We start from the raw sequence: 17,875 nt of genomic DNA, 5'->3' as shown, positions 1-17,875 counted from the left end.
GACAGCGTCTTTTACGAGGCCGCGCCGGCGGGTGCCGGGCGCAGGCGCCTGTCCGTATCGTAAGGGAAAAATTCTTCGATCCGGCCTTGCGCCACGTGGGCGCGACAGGCCTGCCACCATTCCGGTTCCAGCAGGTCGGCATGGTGGCGCAGGAAGGCGCCGCGCACGCGCGCGTCGCCCAGCAAGAAACGGCCGAACTCCTCGGGGAAGACGTCGTTCGGTCCGACCGCATACCAGGGTTCCGACGCCATTTCCGCCTCCTCGTTGGGGGCGGGCGGAATCCGTCGGAAATTCATTTCGGTCATGCGCTGGATTTCGTCGTAGTCGTAGAACACGACCCGGCCCAGCCGCGTCACGCCGAAGTTCTTGTAGAGCATGTCGCCGGGGAAGATGTTGGCCGCGGCCAGCTGGCGGATGGCGTCGCCGTACTCGCGCACGGCCGGCTCCAGCAGCGCGTCGGGCGCCTGGCTCAGGTACAGGTTCAGCGGCGTCATGCGGCGTTCGATATAGACGTGGCGGATGACCACGGTGTCCCCGGTTTCCTCGATCAGGCTGGGCACCAGGCGCCGCAGTTCGTCCAGCAGCTGCGGCGCGAAGCGGGCCCGCGGCAGCGCCACCTGCGAGTATTCCCAGGTGTCGGCCATGCGGCCGACGCGGTCGTGCAGCTTGACCATCTGGTACTTGCGCCGCACGGTGGCGTGGTCCATGCCGTCCTTGTCGATGCGGTCCTTGATCAGCTTGAACACATAGGGATAGGACGGCAGCGTGAACACGCACATCACCATGCCCTTGATGCCGGGCGCGATGTCGAAGGCGTCGCGCGAATGCGTCAGGTGGTGCAGGAAGTCGCGGTAGAACAGCGTCTTGCCCTGCTTCTGCAGGCCGATCATGGTGTACAGCTCGGCCTTGGGCTTGCGCGGCAGCAGGCTGGCCAGGAAGTTGACCACCGCGGCCGGCGTTTCCATGTCGACCAGGAAATAGGCCCGGGTGAAGCTGAACAGCGTGCTCAGGTCGTCGGACCCCAGCAGCAGCGCGTCCAGGTTCACCTGGCCGGCCGGGTTGCGCGTGAGCGCCACGGCGAAGGGGTAGACGGTGCCCTGGTTGATCAGGCGGCCGACGATGTAGGCGCCCTTGTTGCGAAAGAACAGCGAGCCCAGCGCGTGCACCTGGCAGTCGCTGGCGATGCGGCGGCCGACGTGGCGCGGCAGCTGCCGGCGCAACTGCCCGATCGCGGCGCGCGCCAGCAGGCGGGTATCGCGCGGCAGGTCCTCGAACGGCAGCGCCAGGCCGAACTCGGCCACCATGCGGATCAGGCTCTTCTGCAGCCCTTCGGTCACCGGGTAATAGACCCGGTACGACGGCATGCGGCTGTCCAGGTAGTCGGTGGCCACGGCCGGCCGCACGAACAGGAAATCGTTGTGGAAATAATCGCGGTGCAGCAGCCGGCACGACACCGAGTTGAAGAAGGTCTCGGCGCATTCGGGCTGGCGGTGCTCGCCTAGCAGGCCGACGAATTCCTGCTTGATCTGCTGCCAGTAGGCGGTTTGCGCCTCGGTCAGCGCCGGGCTGGCGGCACCGTTGCCGCCGGCGGCGCCATTGCCGCCATGGGCGCCGACCGCGCCCTCGGGACGCCCGCGCAGCACGCCCTCGAGCTGGCTGGCGCACTCGCGCACCCGCATGTCGTAGTACTCGATGCGTTCGCGCGACAGGCGCTGGATGCCGTGCCAGTCGCCGGATTCGAATAGCGCCTTGGCGCGCTGCGCGCTGTAGCGGAACAGCGCGTAGTGGCGGTCGAAGCCGGCCAGGATGCGGCGCGCGACGTCCAGCGGCGAGGGGCCCTGCGCGGGCGCCTGCTCGATGTGCTGGACGTCGGACGTGCGGATCATGGCAAACGACTTCCGGGGTGGACTCAGGCCGTCTCGGCGAACAACTCGCGGCCGATCAGCATGCGGCGGATCTCGCTGGTGCCGGCGCCGATTTCATACAGCTTGGCGTCGCGCCACAGGCGGCCCACCGGGTACTCGTTGATGTAGCCGTTGCCGCCCAGGATCTGCACGCCTTCGCCGGCCATCCAGGTGGCCTTCTCGGCGGTGTACAGGATCAGCGCGGCGCAGTCCTTGCGCACCTGGCGCACGTGCTCGGCGCCGAGGCGGTCGAGGTTCTTGCCGACCTGGTAGCAGAAGGCGCGGCTGGCCTGCAGCGTGGTGTACAGATCCGCCACCTTGCCCTGGATCAGCTGGAATTCGCCGATGGCCTGGCCGAACTGCTTGCGGTCGTGGATGTACGGCACCACCACGTCCATCACGGCCTGCATGATGCCGACCGGGCCGCCGGACAGCACGGCGCGCTCGTAGTCCAGGCCGCTCATCAGCACCTTGACGCCGCCGTTGACCTGGCCGAGCACGTTTTCCTCGGGGATCTCGCAATCCTGGAACACCAGTTCGCCGGTGTGGCTGCCGCGCATGCCGAGCTTGTCCAGCTTCTGCGCCACCGAGAAGCCCTTGAAGCCCTTTTCCACCAGGAACGCGGTGATGCCGCGCTGGTGCGCCTCGGGGTCGGTCTTGGCGTAGACCACCAGGGTGTCGGCGTCGGGGCCGTTGGTGATCCACATCTTGGTGCCGTTGAGCACGTAGCGGTCGCCCTTCTTGTCGGCGCGCAGCTTCATGCTGACCACGTCCGAGCCGGCGCCCGGTTCGCTCATGGCCAGCGCGCCGACGTGCTCGCCGGAGATCAGCTTGGGCAGGTATTTGGCCTTCTGGGCCGGGGTGCCGTTGCGGTTGATCTGGTTGACGCACAGGTTCGAGTGGGCGCCATAGGACAGGCCGATCGAGGCGCTGGCGCGGGAGATTTCCTCCATGGCCACCATGTGGGCCAGGTAGCCCATGTTGGCGCCGCCGTACTCTTCGCTGGCCGTCATGCCCAGCACGCCCAGGTCGCCGAATTTGCGCCAGAGGTCCATGGGGAACTGGTCGCTGCGGTCGACTTCGGCGGCGCGCGGCGCGATCTCGGCCTGCGCGAAAGTGCGCACGGCGTCGCGCAGCATGTCCAGGTCTTCGCCCAGATCGAAGTTCAGGCCAGGAAGGTTCATCGCTGTCTCCGTGATAGTGGGTACTTACATTCTTATGGGCGCAGGGGACCGCGCCGGATCTCGCCGCGTGGCCCCATGATGCGCTGATCGACGCAGGCTACGCAATGATGCACCGCAAATATTACGTTTACGTAAACGTAAATAAGAGTCGGGTTTTCCCTAGGCAAATGTTTGCGTCCCCGGGGAAGCGCCGTGGGTACTATTCCCCGGGTCCTTGAAACTTGAAATTTTGTTACGGAGTCAGCGGTGTCCGACCTGGCCAATCTCGACGATATTGTGGCGCTGCGGCGCGACCTGCACGCCCATCCCGAGCTCTGCTACGAAGAGCACCGCACCGCCAAGGTGGTGGCCGACGCGCTGCGCGGCTGGGGCATCGAGACCCACACCGGCATCGCCAAGACCGGCGTGGTCGGTGTCATCAAGCGTGGCGCGTCCCCCCGCGCCATCATGCTGCGCGCCGACATGGACGCCCTGCCGATGCAGGAAGAGAACCAGTTCGAGCACCGCTCGCGCCACGACGGCAAGATGCACGGCTGCGGCCACGACGGCCACACCGCCATGCTGCTGGCCGCCGCGCGCCACCTGCAGCAGGAAGGCGGCTTCGATGGCACCGTCTATTTCTGTTTCCAGCCGGCCGAGGAAGGCGGCGCGGGCGGCCGCGCCATGATCCAGGACGGCCTGTTCGAGCGCTTCCCTTGTGAAGCCGTGTTTGGCATGCACAACTGGCCGGGCCTGGAAGCCGGGTCGTTCGGCGTCTGCGCCGGGCCGATGATGGCGTCGGCCAACGGCTTCAAGATCACCGTGCGTGGCAAGGGCGGCCATGCCGCCGCGCCGCACGATTGCGCCGACCCGGTGCCGGCGCTGTTCGCCATCGGCCAGTCGCTGCAGACCATCCTGACGCGCAGCAAGCGCCCGCTGGACGCCGCCGTGCTGTCCATCACCCAGGTGCAGGCCGGCGGCAGCGTCATCAACGTGATCCCGGGCAGCGCCTGGCTGGGCGGCTCGGTGCGCGCCTACAGCACCGACGTGGTCGACCTGATCGAGCGCCGCATGCACGAGATCGCCGGCAGCATCGCCGCCGCCCACGGCTGCGAGGCCGAGGTCTACTTCGAGCGCCGCTACCCGGCGCTGATCAACACGCCCGCCGAGACCGAGTTCTGCATGGAGGTCATGCGCGAGGTGGCCGGCGCCGACCACGCCCGCGTGATCGAGCCGGTGATGGCCTCGGAGGACTTCGCCTTCCTGCTGCAGGCCAAGCCCGGCTGCTACGTGTTCCTGGGCAACGGCGACGGCGATCACCGCATGGCCGGCCACGGCCTGGGCCCCTGCATGCTGCACAACACCAGCTACGACTTCAACGATGCCCTGATCGCGCCGGGCGCGAGCTACTGGGTGCGCCTGGCGCAGCGCTACCTGGCCGGCTGATTCAAGCATTACCTGACGCAGTGCTACGCAACACCACAAGGAAGCCATGAAAAAGAAGATGCTGTTCACGGCCGCGGGGGCGGCCCTGGCAATCATGACGGGCGGCGCCGCGCTGGCGCAGGGCTGGCCCGCCAAGCCCATCACCCTGGTCGTGCCCTACACCGCCGGCGGCAGCGCCGACGCGATCGGGCGCCGCCTGGGCGACGTGCTGCGCAAGGAGGCCAACGCCACCGTCATCGTCGAAAACAAGCCCGGCGCGGGCGCCTCGGTCGGCACCGACTTCGTGGCGCGCGCCCAGCCGGACGGCACCACCCTGCTGCTGGCCTCGACCAGCCCGCTGACCATCTTCCCGCACCTGGCCAAGACCAACTACGATCCGATGAAGGACCTGACGCCGGTGGCCAGCGTGGCCGTGGCGCCCGTGGCGATCGTCGCCACCAAGGCCCTGCCGGTGAAGGACTTCGCCGGCCTGATCGACTACGCCAAGTCGCACCCGGACGGCGTGCGCTACGGCACGCCGGGCCAGGGCACCGTGGCCCACATCGGCATGGCGGCGCTGACCACGCAGACCGGCACCAAGATGCTGCACGTGCCCTACCGCGGCAACAGCCAGGCGCTGACCGACGGCCTGGGCGGCGTGGTCGAGCTGCTGGTGGTCAACACCGACGTGGTGCTGCCGCACGTGGCCAGCGGCGCGCTCAAGCCGCTGGCGGTGATGGCGCCCGAGCGCCTGGCCGCCTGGCCCGACGTGCCCACCATGGCCGAACTGAAGCTGCCGCAGGCGCAGTACTTCTCAAACTTCGGCATCTTCGCGCCGGCCAACCTGCCGCCGGCGGTGTCGGGCCCGCTGCAGGCCGCGCTGGCCAAGGCCGTGGCCAGCCCCGAGTTCAAGGAACTGCTGGCCAAGTCCTACCTGCAGCCGGGCACCGCGTCCGGCGACGCCTTCGTCAAGCAGGTGCAGGCCGAATACGCCAACAACGCGCGCATCATCAAGGAAGGCAACATCAAGGCGGAATGACGCCGGCGCTGCACGGTTATCCGCGGCAAGCGCTCAGGCGGTCTTCGGCCCGAACATGATGACCAGCATCCCCGCCAGGCACAGGCCCACGCCGACGTAGTCGCTGACGCTGGGCCGCACGCCGTCGACCGCCCACAGCCACAGCAGCGCCATGCCGATGTACACGCCGCCGTAGGCCGCGTAGACGCGTCCGGACGCGGTCGGGTGCAGCGTCAGCAGCCAGGCGAACAGGGCCAGGCTGACGGCGGCCGGCGCCAGCAGCCAGATGGAATAGCCGCGGCGCAGCCACAGGTACGGCAGGTAGCAGCCGACGATCTCGGCCAGCGCGGTCAGGATGAACAGCGCGACGGTTTGCAGCATGCCCATGGCGCGGTCAGGCCCGCTGCTGCGCCAGCAGGTCGTGGCACTGGCGCTCCTGCACCGCGATCTCCTGCAGCGTATCCTCGATGTCGCGGCGCTGCTGTTCCAGCGTGGCGCGGTGCTGGGCCAGCACCGCCAGGTACTGGCGCAACTGCACCTCGGTGTCGCCGGGGCCGTCGTACATGTCGATCAGCGTCAGGATCTCCGACAGCTGCAGGCCCAGGCGCTTGCCGCGCAGGGCCAGCTTCAGGCGCGTGCGGTCGCGCGGCCCGAAGATGCGGTTGCGGCCCTCGCGCGCCGGGCTGACGATCCCCTGGTCTTCATAGAAGCGGATCGTGCGGGGCGTGACGTCGAACTCGCGGGCGAGCTCGGAGATGGTCCAGGTTGACGGGGACATGCGACGTGTGGCAGTTTACGTAAACGTAAATTATGATGACTTGACGCGATCGTCAAGCGTGGAGAGCGAGGCAATGAACCCCAACGAACAGAAGCTGCAGTATCCCTGGGCCGATTTTCAGCCCGAAGCCGGCCGGGCCCACCAGGTGGCCGAGGGCGTCAAATGGATCCGCATGCCGCTGCCGTTCGCGCTGGATCATATCAATCTCTGGCTGCTGCGTGATCGCATCGACGGCCGCGACGGCTGGACCATCGTCGACTGTGGCATCTCGCGCGACGAGGTCAAGGCGCTGTGGGAGCAGGTATTCGAGAACGAACTGGAAGGCCTGCCCGTGCTGCGCGTGATCGTCACCCACATGCACCCCGACCACATCGGCCTGGCCTACTGGCTGTGCGAACGCTGGGACGCGCGGCTGTGGATGACCATGACCGACTTCATGGTGGCGTCGCTGTGGTCCTCGCGCCGCAATGACGCCGGCGCCGGTCCTGGCGGCCAGTCGGCGGTCGACCACTTCGCCCGCCACGGTCTGACCGACCCGGACGCGCAGGAACAGATCCGCCAGCGCGCCAACTACTTCCCCAACCTGGTGCCGGCGGTGCCCGCGCGCTACACCCGCATCATGCACGGCGACCAGGTGCGCATCGGCGCGCGCGATTGGCGCGTCATCGTCGGCTACGGCCACGCGCCCGAGCACGCTTCGCTGCATTCGCCCGACCTGGGCGTGCTGATCTCCGGCGACATGGTGCTGCCGCGCATCTCCACCAATGTCAGCGTGTTCGACTACGAGCCCGACGCCAATCCGCTGCCGCTGTACCTGCGTTCGCTCGACGGTTACGCCGACGTGCTGCGCGACACGCTGGTGCTGCCGTCGCATGGCCGGCCGTTCAAGGGCCTGCACGAACGCATCGCGCAGCAGCACGAGCACCACCGCGACCGCCTGGCCGAAGTGCTGGAGGCCTGTACCGCCGGGCCGCAATCGACCTCGGACATCGTGCCGGTGCTGTTCAAGCGCAAGCTCGACCTGCACCAGCTCACCTTCGCCATGGGTGAGGCGCTGGCGCACCTGCATGCGCTGTATTTCGAAGGCAAGTTGACGCGCGCCACCGGCGCGGACGGCATCGTCCGCTTCAAGGCGGCCTGACGCCGCTTGCTAGCGCGTGGCCGTCGCCAGCCGCACGGCCAGCCCCACGAACACCAGCGCCGCGACGCGGTTGAGCCAGCGCTTGGCCGTGACCGAGCGCTGCAGCAGTTCGCCGAACGCGCCCGAGAAGAAGGCGATGGCGCCGAACACCAGCAGCGTGGCCAGCATGAACACCGCGCCCAGCTGCACCGTCTGCCAGCCCACCGAACCCAGCTTGGGCGAGGTGAACTGCGGCAGGAAGGCGAAGAAGAACAGCAGCACCTTGGGGTTGGTCAGGTTCATGACGATGCCGCGGCGATACAGCGCGGACGTCTTCATCGGCGCCGGCCTTTCGCCGTCCTCGGCATGCACCGGCGCCCGCAGGATCTGCCACGCCAGGTAGGCCAGATAGGCCGCGCCCGCCAGCTTCAGCACCGTGAAGGCCACCGGCGAGGCGGCGAACACGGCGGCCAGCCCCAGCGCCACCGCGGCGGTGTGGCCCAGCAGCCCGGTGCACAGTCCCAGCACCACGAACAGCCCGGCCTTGCGGCCCCAGATGGCCGACTGCATCAGCACGAACAGGTTGTCGGGCCCGGGCGTCAGGGCCAGCAATACGGCAATGCCGAAGAATGCGATCAGGGAATCGAGGGGCAGCATGGGGTCTCGCCAGGGTCGGGCGGCGCCTTGCGCGCCGGCAATCAAGTGGCATCATACGAGGAAACCAAGGAGACACCATGCCCGCCGTACCGCAAGCGCCCGCCGCGCGTCCCGATGCCGCGCTCGAAGACTGGCTGCGTACCCGCCATAGCTGCCGCGCCTTCCTGCCCGAGCCGGTGCCGCGCGCCACCATCGAACGCATCCTGACGCTGGCGCAGCGCACGGCGTCGTGGTGCAACTGCCAGCCGTGGCAGGTGACGGTGGCCTCGGGCGACGGCGCGCGGCGCCTGAGCCGGGCCCTGGTGGAACGCGCCGGGCAGTCCGGCTTCACGCCCGACTTCCCGTTCCCGCGCGAGTACCAGGGCGACTACCTGGCGCGGCGCCGCGAGTCGGGCTTCCAGCTGTACGGCGCGGTGGGCGTGGCGCGCGGCGACCGCGAGGCCTACCGCCGCCAGGAGCTGCGCAACTTCCAGTTGTTCGACGCGCCGCACGTGGCCATCATCACCACCGACGAGGCGCTGGGCGAATACGGCGCCATCGACTGCGGCGGCTATGTCGCCAATTTCCTGCTGGCGGCGCAGGCCAACGGCGTGGCCACGGTGGCCCAGGCCTCGCTGGCGATGTATCCCGAGGTGCTGCGCGAACAGCTCGGCATCGGCGCCGACCGCCGCGTGGTCTGCGCCATCTCGTTCGGCTACGCGGATGCCGAGCATCCCGCCAATAGCTACCGCACCAGCCGCGCCGACCTGGACGCGGCGGTGCGCTGGATCGACTGACGCCGGACCCCGGGGGCGCGACATTCCGGCGCGTTCCTGCTAGGGTTCGGATTCCCCACCATACGCAAGCACTCCCTCTTGAAGATGGCTACCAAACACATCGATACGGTTTTGCAGCACGCGGGCACCGCCCCGTTCAACCCCGAGACGGGCACGGCGCCGGTGCCGCTGCCGCCGATGCGGGCCAGCACGGTGCGCTTCGAGAACCTGGCGGCGCTGGAAAAAGCCCAGCGCACCAAGGCCGCCGGTGGCCGCGCCACCACCTATGGCCGCATGGGCATGGACACGCACGCGGCGCTGGAGCAGGTCTTCGCGCAGCTCGAGGGCGGCACCCATGCCTACCTGGCGCCGTCCGGCCTGTCGGCCATGACGATGGTGATGCTGGCGCTGTGCTCGGCCGGCGACCACGCCCTGATCTCCGATTGCGTCTACGGTCCGATGCGCGAGCTCGACGATGCCGTGCTCAAGCGCATGAACATCTCGATCACCTACTTCGCCGCCGGCGAGGACCTGGACGCGCTGGTGCAGCCCAACACCAGGCTGCTGTACGTGGAATCGCCCGGCTCGCTGCTGTTCGAGATGCTGGACATGGGCGCCATGGCCGCCATCGCGCAACGCCACGGCCTGGTGCTGGCCACCGACAACACCTGGGGCTCGGGCTACATCTACCGGCCGCTGACGCTGGGCGCGCAGGTCTCGGTGATCGCCGGCACCAAGTACGTGGGCGGCCATTCCGACCTGATGCTGGGCGCGGTGGTCACCAACGACGAAGCCATCGCCAGGAAGCTGAACCGTACCCAGTACGCCATGGGCTACTCGATCAGCGCCGACGACGCCTGGCTGGCGCTGCGCGGCGTGCGCACCATGCCGATCCGCATGGCGCAGCACGCGCGCCATGCGCTGCAAGTGTGCGATTTCTTCAAGGGCCGTGCCGAGACCGTGCGCCTGTTCCACCCGGCCTGGCCGCAGGATCCGGGCCATGCGCTGTGGCAGCGCGACTGCACCGGTTCCAACGGCATGCTGTCGGTCGAACTGCGCCTGTCGCCGGCCGCCGCGCGCGTGTTCGTGGACGAGCTGGAGCTGTTCGGCATCGGCTTCTCGTGGGGCGGCTACGAAAGCCTGGTGCAGCTGGTGTCGCCCAAGGACCTGTCGCACCACCGCTACTGGGGCGAGGGCCAGAACGCGCTGGTGCGCCTGCACATCGGCCTGGAGTCGCCGCAGGACATCATTGCCGACCTGACCCAGGCGCTGGAAAAGGCCGCTGCCGTCAAGGGCTGACGCGGGGCCGCCAACCCGAGGGAACGCCGGCCCTGGCAAGGGCCGGCCGCCTGCCAGACCGCTTCAGGCGGTGGCGCGGATCCACGCGCCGATGCGCGTGGCGATGTCGTCGCTGTTGTCGTCCATCATCGGCAGGTGCGAATTGCCGTGGATGCCCATGTCGGCCAGGCGCCAGCGGGTCACGCGGCCGCCCTGCGCCGCCAGGCGGTCGGCGTAGGCCTGCCCGGCCGCATCCAGCTTGGCCCATAGCGGCGTGGCGTCGAGATAATCGCCATAGACGAACAGGAACGGCTTGTCCGCCACGGCGGCCGGGTCCACTTCCTGCGAGAAGCCCGACGGCTCGATGCCGATGACGCCGCGCACCAGGTCCGGCCGCGCCTGCAGCGCGCGGTAGGCCACTTCGCCGCCATGGCTGTGCGCCAGCACCAGGCACGGGCCGATGCGTTCCAGCGCGGCGCACAAGCCCGCCAGCGCCGCATCGTTGTTGCCCAGCCAGCGCGGCACCGCGTGGCGGATGAAATCGTCGAAGGCCGCCAGCGGAAAGCGCTGGCCGTCGAAAGCCCGGCGCCGCGCGTAATCCTCGGCGCGGCCGAGACGGAACAGCGACCAGCTTTCCTCGGCGTTGCGCACGATGGGCGCATCCGGCCAGACTTCCTCGAACGGCGTCCAGCCGGCGCGGCCGCGCTCGACGTTGTCGACCACATAGACCGCGTGTCCCTGCCGCACGAAGTGCTGCAGCCAGCCGCGCCGCCCGTCCGGCGTCTGTTCCCACATCGCGCCGGTCATGCCGCCGCCGTGCAGCAGCACCAGCGGCAGCGGGTGACGGCGTTCGGCCGGAATGAAGAACTGCACGTAGGCCTGTTCCACGTGGTACAGCCCATTGGGGTCGTACGACAGCGAGGCGGTCTTGGTGAAGGCGATCTCGCGCACGGGGCGGCCGCTGATGCGCGCCTGCCGCCCGCCCGCGTAGAAGCTGCCGAAATCGGCCAGCGCCAGGGGGCCTGCTTCCAGGGGGCCTACTTCTTGACCAGCGGGCATTGGCTTTCCGACAGGGGCCAGGCGAGCGAGTCGCCGGGAATGGTGCGCACGATGTTGTAGTAGTCCCAGGGCGCCTCGGACTGGTCGGGCGATTTCACCTGCGCCAGCATCATGTCGCGCACCACCAGGCCGTCCTCGCGGATGTGCGCGTTCAGGCTGAAGGGGTCGTCGATCGGCATCGACTTCATCTTCGCCATCACCGCGTCCGAATCGGTCGTGCCGGCCGCCTGCACCGCGCGCAGGTAGTGGCGCACCGAGCTGTAGACGCCGGCCTGCAGGAAGGTGGGCGGGCGGCCCAGGCGGGCCTCGAACTTCTTGCTGAAGGCGCGGGTGCCGTCGTTCATGTCCCAGTACGACGGCACGGTCAGGTAGGTGTGCTGCGCGGCCTGCAGGCCCAGGCTGTGCACGTCGGTCAGCAGCAACAGCATCGCCGCCAGCTTCTGGCCGCCGCTGGAGATGCCGAATTCGGCCGCCTGCTTGATCGCCGAGATGGTGTCGCCGCCGGCATTGGCGACGGCGATGATCTGCGCCTTGGAGGCCTGCGCCTGCAGCAGGAACGAGGCGAAGTCCGAGGCGTTGAGCGGATGGAACACCGTGCCCACGACCTCGCCGCCATTGGCCTTGACCACGGTCTCGGTATCGGCGGCCAGCTGCTTGCCGAAGGCGTAGTCGGACGCCAGGATGAACCAGCGCTTGTTGCCTTCCTTGACCACGGCGGTGGCCGTGCCGCGCGACAGCGCGTAGGTGGTGTAGGTCCATTGCACGCCATAGGGCGAGCATTGCGCCTGCGTCAGCGCGGTGGTGCCGGGGCTGGAGAACAGCACCAGCTTTTTCTTTTCGCGCGCGATGCCCTGCACCGCCAGCGCCACCGACGAATTGGGCACGTCCACCACCACGTCGACGCCGTCGGTGTCGTACCACTTGCGCACCATGCTGCTGCCGATGTCGGGCCGGTGCTGGTGGTCGCCGGACACCAGCGACACGGGCTTGCCGAGCACGCTGCCGCCCAGTTCCTCGATCGCCAGGCGGGCCGCCTCGACCGAGCCGCGCCCGGTGGCGTCGGCGGTGACGCCCGCCATGTCGGTCAGGACGCCGATCTTGACGCCGTCGGCGTCATTGGCGTGCGCGGTCATGCCGGCCAGCGCCAGGCATGCGCCCAGCGCCGCGCGGCGCAGGAATTGCTGTCTCATGTCTTCCACCCTTGTGAGCCGCGCATGGCGGCGAATTATTGTGGAAGGAAGTGTAGCCCGCGCCGGGCGCTTTGCCGCGGGGGCGGGTCCTGGGGATGACCCCATGAAAAACGCCCCGGCCTGGCGGCTCGGGGCGTCTTGATATCTGGCGTTGCGCGGGATTACTTGCCGCGGGCCATCGGGATCAGCTGGTTCACTTCCTTGATGGCGCCTTCGTAGCTGTTGCCCGCCATGACCGGCGAGGTCATGAACTTGCCGCCCACGGCGAACGACGGCGTGCCGTCGATGCGGTAGGCCTCGGCCAGCTGGTTGGCGCGCTGCACCTGGGTCTGGACGCTGAACGAGTCGAACACCGAGTCGAACTTGGCGCGGTCCACGCCTTGCGCGGCGGCCCACTCGCCCATGGCCTTCTTGTCGATCAGGCGCTTGTGCTCGCCGTGGATGGCGGTGAAGACCTTGGCGTGCAGGTCGGGGCGATCCAGGGCCAGCAGCGTGTAGTACAGCTGTTGCAGCGGCTTCATGCCGGCGTTGAAGGCGATCGGCACCTGCTTGAGCACGACGTCGTCGGGCTTGGTCTTGGCCCAGTCCTCGATCATCGGTTCCATGGCGGCGCAGTGCGGGCAGGTGTAGGCGAAGAATTCCAGGACCTCGATCTTGCCCGGGGTGTCCGACGGCAGCGGCGGATTGATCGGCACGTAGGCCTGGGTGCCCTGGGCGTGGCTGACCGGGCTGAAGAACGCGGTGGCGGTCAGCGCGGCGGCTGCCAGGATGCGGATGAGCTTGGGGGACAGCATGATGGGATGAGGTTCCTGAACAAAGAGGTTACAGACAGGGCCAGGCCCGGATTAGTTCAATCAAAACCATGATGCGGGCGCCGTGTTACTGGCGCACCACCGCCGTTTCAATCTTGTTTTCGCCGAGGCGGCCACGGGCGCGGTTCATGTCGTCCAGGCGGGCGAACGGACCGACGCGCACGCGGTTGATCGGCTTGCCGTTGACCTCGGCTTTCTGCACCGCCACCGGCAGGCCCAGCAGGATGATGCGGGCCTTGAGCGATTCGGCGTCGTCCTGGCCGCGGAAGGCGCCGGCCTGCAGGTAGTACGAGCCGTTGGCCGATGCCGTCGGGGCGGCGCTGGCGACCGGCGCCTTGGCCGCGGGCGCCGGGCTCGGCGCCATCTTGGCGATGGGCGTGGGCGGCGCGCTGGCGGCCGGCGCGGGCGCCGGGGTCGCGGCCGGTGCGGCGGTGGGGGTGTTGTTGGAGGTCGGCAGGGTGGCGATCAGCGCGCCCAGGTCGTCAGGCTTGCGCGACGGCTCGGTGCCGGCGCCCGGCAGCGGCGCGGGCGCCGTGGCGGTCGGGCCGGTGGGCGACGAACCCGCGGCGCCGTCGCGGCCATACAGGCCGGCGTTGGGGTCCGGCGCCTGGCGCGGGTCGGGCAGCTTGCCGGCGTCGCCCTGGCGGGTGGCGCGATCGACGAAGGGCACGGGCGCCTTGGTGACGTAGAACGCCACGACGGCGGCCACGATCAATCCGAGGAGCAGACCGGCGAGCGCCCCGTACAGGGTGCTGCCGCTTTCGCCTGACCGGCGGGTGGGTTTGCGCTTGGTGGCCATGTACCGATGTTACATCCGCTCGGGGGCGGACACGCCCATCAACGCCATGCCGTTGGCCAGCACCTGGCGCGTGGTCGCGGCCAGGCGCAGGCGCGCCAGCTTGAGCGCGGTGTCGTCGACCAGCACGCGTTCGGCGTTGTACCAGGCGTGGAAGTCCGACGCGCAGTCACGCAGCCAGAAGGCGATGTGGTGCGGCGCCAGCTCCTGGGCGGCCAGCGCCACCACGTGGGGGAATTCGGCCAGGCGCTGCATCAGCGCGAATTCGCTCGGGGCGGTCAACAGGGACGCATCGGCCGCGGCCACGTCCGCCGCCGGCATGGCGGCGTTGTTGATGACCGAGCAGATGCGCGCGTGGGCGTACTGGATGTAATAGACCGGGTTCTCGTCGCTCTTGGACAGCGCCAGGTCGACGTCGAACACGAATTCGGTGTCGGCGCGGCGCTGGATCAGGAAGTAGCGCACGGCGTCGCGGCCGACCCAGTCGATCAGGTCGCGCATGGTCACGTAGCTGCCGGCGCGCTTGGAGATCTTGACCTCCTGGCCGCCGCGCATCACCTTGACCATCTTGTGCAGCACGTACGACGGGTAGTCCTTGGGGATGCCCTCTTCCAGCGCCTGCAGGCCGGCGCGCACGCGCGCCACGGTGCCGTGGTGGTCGCTGCCCTGGATGTTCACGGCGCGGTGGAAACCGCGTTCCCACTTGGCCTTGTGGTAGGCCACGTCCGGCACGAAATAGGTGTAGCCGCCCTCGCTCTTGCGCATGACGCGGTCTTTGTCGTCGCCCGTGCCCAGTTCGGTGGTGCGCAGCCACAGCGCGCCGCCTTCTTCATAGGTATGGCCGCCGGCGACCAGCGCCTTGACGGTGGCCTCGACCCGGCCCGAGGTGTACAGCGAGCTTTCCAGGTAGTAGTTGTCGAACTTCAGTCCGAACGCCTGCAGGTCCAGGTCCTGCTCGCGGCGCAGGTAGGCCACGGCGAAGGCGCGGATGTCGTCCAGGCTGTCGATGTTGCCGGTGGCGGTGACGGGCTCGCCGTCCGAGGCCTGCAGGGTCTTGCCGGCCTGGAAGTCGCGGGCGATGTCGACGATATAGTCGCCCTTGTAGCCGTCGGCGGGCCATTCGGGCGAGTCGGTCGTCAGGCCGCGGGCGCGCGCCTGCACGCTGATGGCCAGGTTCTCGATCTGGTTGCCGGCGTCGTTGTAATAGAACTCGCGGGTCACGTCCCAGCCGATGGCGTCGTACAGGCGGCACAGGGCGTCGCCCAGGGCGGCCTGGCGGGCGTGGCCGACGTGCAGCGGGCCGGTGGGGTTGGCGGACACGAATTCCACCAGGATCTTCTCGCCGCTGCGGGGCGAGCGGCCGAAGGCCTCGCCCTGCTCGGCCACGACGCCGATGACGGCCTGGCGAGCGGCGGCGGTGACGCGCAGGTTGATGAAGCCGGGACCGGCGATTTCAGCGCTTTCCACCAGATCGCGGGCGCCGGGCTGCGCCAGCAGCGCCTCGACGATGGCCTGGGCCAGTTCGCGCGGGTTGCGCTTGGCCGGCTTGGCCAGCTGCATGGCCACGTTGGTGGCGACGTCGCCGTGGGCGGCGACCTTGGGGCGCTCCAGCAGGACGATGGCCTGGGCGTCGGGCAGGCTCTGCGCAACCGCGGCCTGGATCAGGGAAATAAGCTGTTTTTGTTGCTCGGGGAGCATGGGCGTCTGGAGAAGTTCTGGGTGGGTGACGAAAGCGTCGGGCCGGGGGCGCATACAGGCCCGCCAGCGGCGCCAGGGGGCGGGATCGGCCCGGCGGGCGCGCCGCTCGGGGCACGACCGCGCCTGGGCGCCGGATTCTCGGCCGCCGCGGCGCCTGCCGTCACGGGAATCTCCTGAATCATAGCTTGATTTGGCGGCCGCCACCGGGCGCGGCCCCCCGCCCCGGCATGGCCCGCCGCGGGGGCCAGTTGGCATCCCCTGGGCGTTGCGGTAGTGTATGGAAGGTATTCAATAGTGAGGGAGACCGGAATATGCTGATTACATTTCACTCCAAGGTCGTGGCCGAAGTCCTGATGCTGACCGACCACGCCGGCATCCTGCTGCAGGCGGCGGGCAAGTCCTTCGGCGACAAGATCCCCGAGCGCGGCGTTTTCACCGTCGACCAGCTTGGCCCGGCCATCCAGGGCATCGAGCGGGCCATCGAGGAGTCCCAGGGCAGCCACGACGAGGACGAGGAAGACGAGGACAAGGCGCCCGTGGCCCCCATGGCGCGCGCGGTCGGCCTGAAGGAACGCGCCTTCCCCTTGCTGGACATGATGCGCCAGTCGCAGGCGGCCGGCGCCGAGGTCACCTGGGAAGTCTCCCGCGGCTGGTAGGCAATGTCGCCGGACGGACAATCTGCCCGGCGATTTTTCCCTACCCTTTGCGGCTGACGTCATTTCAAGGAATCCCTGCCATGCGCAGCGACATCACCATCGTTTTCGACACCCGGCGCTCGCTGGACCTGTCGGCCAACGTCGAACCCAGCCCGCAGCGCCAGAACGACGCCCGCGACTGGTTCGACGGCGCCTGGGAAACCCTGGGCTGCGAACCCCTGCGCCCGAGCGGCAAGGTGCTGCTGCTGGACAAGGTGCTGGGCGTGGCCGACGCGCTGGGCTACGACATCCTGTCCACCGACGCAAAGGAAGCCCGCGAGTTCGCCGAGCACCTGGCGTTGGCGCTGGAACGCCCGCGCATCACCGTGGACCTGCCCGGCCTGACGGTCGGTTACTGACCGGGCGGCGCCCGCCGCCCCGTCCCCGAAGCCGGATCCGATCCTCGAATCCGGCTTTTTCTTTGGCCGCGTTGCGGCCGCGCACTGGCCTGAACCCAACCCACTCCACCCCGCCGCGTCCGCCGTCACGGAACCAATCCGGCCTGCCCGTTACTCATGGGCGAGGGTGGCCTCGCGCCATCCGCCGATCATCCCCCCGCCGATCATCCCCTTTACGCGGAAGCCGTGACATGAGCCAGGATCGTTATCTCGCCCTGTTGGACGCCTACGCGCGCCGCCGTCCGGCCCATGCCGACGTGGCGCGGACACAGGCCGTCGTCATCGGCGGGCGCGCCATCAGCCTGTGGTTCGAGCCCGCCGGGCCCGACCGCCCTGCCGATGACGGCCGGCTGCTGTGCCGCGCCGACGTGGCGCGCTTTCCCGCCGGTGTCCCGCTGTCGGTCTGCCGGCTGCTGTTGCGGGCGGACAACCTGTGGGCCGGCACGCATGGCGCCACGCTGGGCCTGCGCGGCCACGACACCGTGATGCTCAGCGCGGCGCGGCGCATCGGTTCCCTGACCGCCGCCACGCTGGACGCCCTGCTGGCCAGTCTCTGCGTCGATGCCCAGACCTGGGCCGCGCAACTCACGCGGCCCGCGTCGCCGCCCGCCACGGGCGCCGGCGCCGCCATGCTGCATCTGCGCGCCTGATCTCGCCAACCCCGCGCTGGAGCCCTACGCCCATGTCCGAAGCACGCTATCACGCCGCCCTGGCCGACCTCGCCATCCATATCGGCGTCGATGCGCCGGCGCTGGCCGAGCGCCAGGAACTCGTCATCGACGGCGCCGCCATCGCCCTGGCGTATGTTGACGACGGCCTGGGCGGCGCCATGCAGGGCGCCTGCCGCGTCGGCGCGCAACCGCTGCCGGCCGAGCCGCCCGCGGGCCTGCTGCCGCTGCTGTTGCAGGCCAACACCCTCGGTCCCGCCACCCGCGGCGCCACCCTCGGCCTGCAGCAATCGGGCCATCTGGTGCTGGCCAGCCGCCAGCCGCTGGATCTGCCGCCCGAGCGCCTGGCGCAAGCCTGGCGCGACCTGGCCGAGGCCTCGACCGCCTGGGCAACCGCCATCGACCAAGGGCTGGGCCACCCCGCCGGTCCCCGCTGAATCCGCTTTGCGACAGGAGCCTTC

Annotated in this window: 19 protein-coding genes; 9 read left to right on the top strand and 10 right to left on the bottom strand. The window is 69.2% G+C overall.

All coding sequences use genetic code 11. The features are described from left to right. Window positions 1–11: 11 nt before the first annotated feature. Window positions 12–1,886 carry a bifunctional isocitrate dehydrogenase kinase/phosphatase gene (gene aceK, locus AC1HFW_RS20395; RefSeq protein WP_479285068.1) on the bottom strand — a complete coding sequence of 625 codons (1,875 nt, stop codon included), beginning with the start codon at window positions 1,884–1,886 and terminating at the stop codon, window positions 12–14. A 23-nt stretch (window positions 1,887–1,909) separates the two neighbouring features. Beyond that, on the bottom strand, window positions 1,910–3,088 hold the full coding sequence (locus tag AC1HFW_RS20390; RefSeq protein WP_054475320.1) for an isovaleryl-CoA dehydrogenase: 1,179 nt from the start codon (window positions 3,086–3,088) through the stop codon (window positions 1,910–1,912). Between the two features lie 246 nt (window positions 3,089–3,334). Between AC1HFW_RS20390 and AC1HFW_RS20385 the strand changes: the two genes are divergently transcribed. Continuing rightward, window positions 3,335–4,513 (top strand): M20 aminoacylase family protein, encoded by a 1,179-nt coding sequence (locus tag AC1HFW_RS20385; protein ID WP_006392257.1) that lies wholly within the window; start codon window positions 3,335–3,337, stop codon window positions 4,511–4,513. 46 nt (window positions 4,514–4,559) lie between these two features. Continuing rightward, window positions 4,560–5,531, top strand: a complete 972-nt coding sequence (locus tag AC1HFW_RS20380; protein WP_006392258.1) for a Bug family tripartite tricarboxylate transporter substrate binding protein — start codon at window positions 4,560–4,562, stop codon at window positions 5,529–5,531. A gap of 33 nt (window positions 5,532–5,564) precedes the next feature. Here AC1HFW_RS20380 and AC1HFW_RS20375 read toward each other — a convergent pair whose 3' ends face one another. Beyond that, window positions 5,565–5,897 carry a YnfA family protein gene (locus AC1HFW_RS20375; RefSeq protein ID WP_061072785.1) on the bottom strand — a complete coding sequence of 111 codons (333 nt, stop codon included), beginning with the start codon at window positions 5,895–5,897 and terminating at the stop codon, window positions 5,565–5,567. 7 nt (window positions 5,898–5,904) lie between these two features. Continuing rightward, window positions 5,905–6,288, bottom strand: coding sequence for a MerR family transcriptional regulator (locus AC1HFW_RS20370; protein WP_006392261.1), 384 nt, complete (start codon window positions 6,286–6,288; stop codon window positions 5,905–5,907). Between the two features lie 73 nt (window positions 6,289–6,361). Between AC1HFW_RS20370 and AC1HFW_RS20365 the strand changes: the two genes are divergently transcribed. After that, complete coding sequence (locus AC1HFW_RS20365) at window positions 6,362–7,429, top strand: MBL fold metallo-hydrolase (protein ID WP_479285067.1); 1,068 nt, start codon at window positions 6,362–6,364, stop codon at window positions 7,427–7,429. A 9-nt stretch (window positions 7,430–7,438) separates the two neighbouring features. Here the strand turns inward: AC1HFW_RS20365 and AC1HFW_RS20360 are convergent, their stop codons facing one another. Continuing rightward, the gene (locus AC1HFW_RS20360; RefSeq protein WP_006392263.1) at window positions 7,439–8,065 is read right to left on the bottom strand and encodes a LysE family translocator; all 627 of its coding nucleotides are present in this window, start codon (window positions 8,063–8,065) and stop codon (window positions 7,439–7,441) included. A 77-nt stretch (window positions 8,066–8,142) separates the two neighbouring features. On the opposite strand from AC1HFW_RS20360, the gene AC1HFW_RS20355 reads away from it, so the two are divergent. Next, entirely contained in the window at window positions 8,143–8,841 is a 699-nt protein-coding gene (locus AC1HFW_RS20355; RefSeq protein ID WP_479285066.1) for a nitroreductase, read from the top strand. 84 nt (window positions 8,842–8,925) lie between these two features. Next, window positions 8,926–10,119, top strand: coding sequence for a cystathionine beta-lyase (gene metC / locus AC1HFW_RS20350; protein WP_479285065.1), 1,194 nt, complete (start codon window positions 8,926–8,928; stop codon window positions 10,117–10,119). 63 nt (window positions 10,120–10,182) lie between these two features. Here the strand turns inward: metC and AC1HFW_RS20345 are convergent, their stop codons facing one another. The 5 genes from AC1HFW_RS20345 to argS all read right to left on the bottom strand — a co-directional run bounded on the left by AC1HFW_RS20345 (window position 10,183) and on the right by argS (window position 15,653). Further along, on the bottom strand, window positions 10,183–11,157 hold the full coding sequence (locus AC1HFW_RS20345) for an alpha/beta hydrolase (protein WP_479285064.1): 975 nt from the start codon (window positions 11,155–11,157) through the stop codon (window positions 10,183–10,185). Next, a complete protein-coding gene (locus tag AC1HFW_RS20340; RefSeq protein WP_479285063.1) occupies window positions 11,136–12,347 on the bottom strand; it encodes an ABC transporter substrate-binding protein in 1,212 nt (403 codons plus the stop codon). Before AC1HFW_RS20340 ends, AC1HFW_RS20345 begins: the two co-directional genes overlap by 22 nt. Window positions 12,348–12,508: 161 nt before the next feature. Further along, the gene (locus AC1HFW_RS20335; protein WP_006392268.1) at window positions 12,509–13,141 is read right to left on the bottom strand and encodes a thiol:disulfide interchange protein DsbA/DsbL; all 633 of its coding nucleotides are present in this window, start codon (window positions 13,139–13,141) and stop codon (window positions 12,509–12,511) included. An 85-nt stretch (window positions 13,142–13,226) separates the two neighbouring features. After that, window positions 13,227–13,958 carry an SPOR domain-containing protein gene (locus AC1HFW_RS20330; protein ID WP_479285062.1) on the bottom strand — a complete coding sequence of 244 codons (732 nt, stop codon included), beginning with the start codon at window positions 13,956–13,958 and terminating at the stop codon, window positions 13,227–13,229. A 9-nt stretch (window positions 13,959–13,967) separates the two neighbouring features. After that, a complete protein-coding gene (gene argS, locus AC1HFW_RS20325) occupies window positions 13,968–15,653 on the bottom strand; it encodes an arginine--tRNA ligase (protein ID WP_479285061.1) in 1,686 nt (561 codons plus the stop codon). 311 nt (window positions 15,654–15,964) lie between these two features. Between argS and AC1HFW_RS20320 the strand changes: the two genes are divergently transcribed. The 4 genes from AC1HFW_RS20320 to AC1HFW_RS20305 all read left to right on the top strand — a co-directional run bounded on the left by AC1HFW_RS20320 (window position 15,965) and on the right by AC1HFW_RS20305 (window position 17,851). Next, window positions 15,965–16,309 carry a DUF1840 domain-containing protein gene (locus AC1HFW_RS20320; protein WP_006392271.1) on the top strand — a complete coding sequence of 115 codons (345 nt, stop codon included), beginning with the start codon at window positions 15,965–15,967 and terminating at the stop codon, window positions 16,307–16,309. Window positions 16,310–16,389: 80 nt separating this feature from the next. After that, a complete protein-coding gene (locus AC1HFW_RS20315) occupies window positions 16,390–16,707 on the top strand; it encodes a hypothetical protein (RefSeq protein WP_006386976.1) in 318 nt (105 codons plus the stop codon). Window positions 16,708–16,937: 230 nt separating this feature from the next. Continuing rightward, window positions 16,938–17,396 carry a type III secretion system chaperone gene (locus tag AC1HFW_RS20310; protein ID WP_479285060.1) on the top strand — a complete coding sequence of 153 codons (459 nt, stop codon included), beginning with the start codon at window positions 16,938–16,940 and terminating at the stop codon, window positions 17,394–17,396. Between the two features lie 32 nt (window positions 17,397–17,428). After that, window positions 17,429–17,851: a type III secretion system chaperone gene (locus AC1HFW_RS20305; RefSeq protein ID WP_006392273.1), complete on the top strand. Its 423-nt coding sequence runs from the start codon at window positions 17,429–17,431 to the stop codon at window positions 17,849–17,851. Window positions 17,852–17,875 lie beyond the last annotated feature (24 nt).

The organism is Achromobacter sp. ISS7 (assembly GCF_056523125.1).
The sequence above is the reverse complement of the archived record's forward strand: the minus strand, read 5'-3'. Positions and strand labels throughout refer to the sequence as shown.

Excerpts from the sequence above, each read along its gene's own strand:
- aceK (WP_479285068.1), bottom strand. The coding sequence starts at position 1,886 with ATGATCCGCACGTCCGACGTCCAGCACATCGAGCAGGCGCCCGCGCAG.
- AC1HFW_RS20390 (WP_054475320.1), bottom strand. The coding sequence starts at position 3,088 with ATGAACCTTCCTGGCCTGAACTTCGATCTGGGCGAAGACCTGGACATG.
- AC1HFW_RS20380 (WP_006392258.1), top strand. The coding sequence starts at position 4,560 with ATGAAAAAGAAGATGCTGTTCACGGCCGCGGGGGCGGCCCTGGCAATC.
- AC1HFW_RS20375 (WP_061072785.1), bottom strand. The coding sequence starts at position 5,897 with ATGGGCATGCTGCAAACCGTCGCGCTGTTCATCCTGACCGCGCTGGCC.
- AC1HFW_RS20370 (WP_006392261.1), bottom strand. The coding sequence starts at position 6,288 with ATGTCCCCGTCAACCTGGACCATCTCCGAGCTCGCCCGCGAGTTCGAC.
- AC1HFW_RS20365 (WP_479285067.1), top strand. The coding sequence starts at position 6,362 with ATGAACCCCAACGAACAGAAGCTGCAGTATCCCTGGGCCGATTTTCAG.
- AC1HFW_RS20360 (WP_006392263.1), bottom strand. The coding sequence starts at position 8,065 with ATGCTGCCCCTCGATTCCCTGATCGCATTCTTCGGCATTGCCGTATTG.
- AC1HFW_RS20355 (WP_479285066.1), top strand. The coding sequence starts at position 8,143 with ATGCCCGCCGTACCGCAAGCGCCCGCCGCGCGTCCCGATGCCGCGCTC.
- metC (WP_479285065.1), top strand. The coding sequence starts at position 8,926 with ATGGCTACCAAACACATCGATACGGTTTTGCAGCACGCGGGCACCGCC.
- AC1HFW_RS20345 (WP_479285064.1), bottom strand. The coding sequence starts at position 11,157 with ATGCCCGCTGGTCAAGAAGTAGGCCCCCTGGAAGCAGGCCCCCTGGCG.
- AC1HFW_RS20340 (WP_479285063.1), bottom strand. The coding sequence starts at position 12,347 with ATGAGACAGCAATTCCTGCGCCGCGCGGCGCTGGGCGCATGCCTGGCG.
- AC1HFW_RS20335 (WP_006392268.1), bottom strand. The coding sequence starts at position 13,141 with ATGCTGTCCCCCAAGCTCATCCGCATCCTGGCAGCCGCCGCGCTGACC.
- AC1HFW_RS20330 (WP_479285062.1), bottom strand. The coding sequence starts at position 13,958 with ATGGCCACCAAGCGCAAACCCACCCGCCGGTCAGGCGAAAGCGGCAGC.
- argS (WP_479285061.1), bottom strand. The coding sequence starts at position 15,653 with ATGCTCCCCGAGCAACAAAAACAGCTTATTTCCCTGATCCAGGCCGCG.
- AC1HFW_RS20320 (WP_006392271.1), top strand. The coding sequence starts at position 15,965 with ATGCTGATTACATTTCACTCCAAGGTCGTGGCCGAAGTCCTGATGCTG.
- AC1HFW_RS20315 (WP_006386976.1), top strand. The coding sequence starts at position 16,390 with ATGCGCAGCGACATCACCATCGTTTTCGACACCCGGCGCTCGCTGGAC.
- AC1HFW_RS20310 (WP_479285060.1), top strand. The coding sequence starts at position 16,938 with ATGAGCCAGGATCGTTATCTCGCCCTGTTGGACGCCTACGCGCGCCGC.
- AC1HFW_RS20305 (WP_006392273.1), top strand. The coding sequence starts at position 17,429 with ATGTCCGAAGCACGCTATCACGCCGCCCTGGCCGACCTCGCCATCCAT.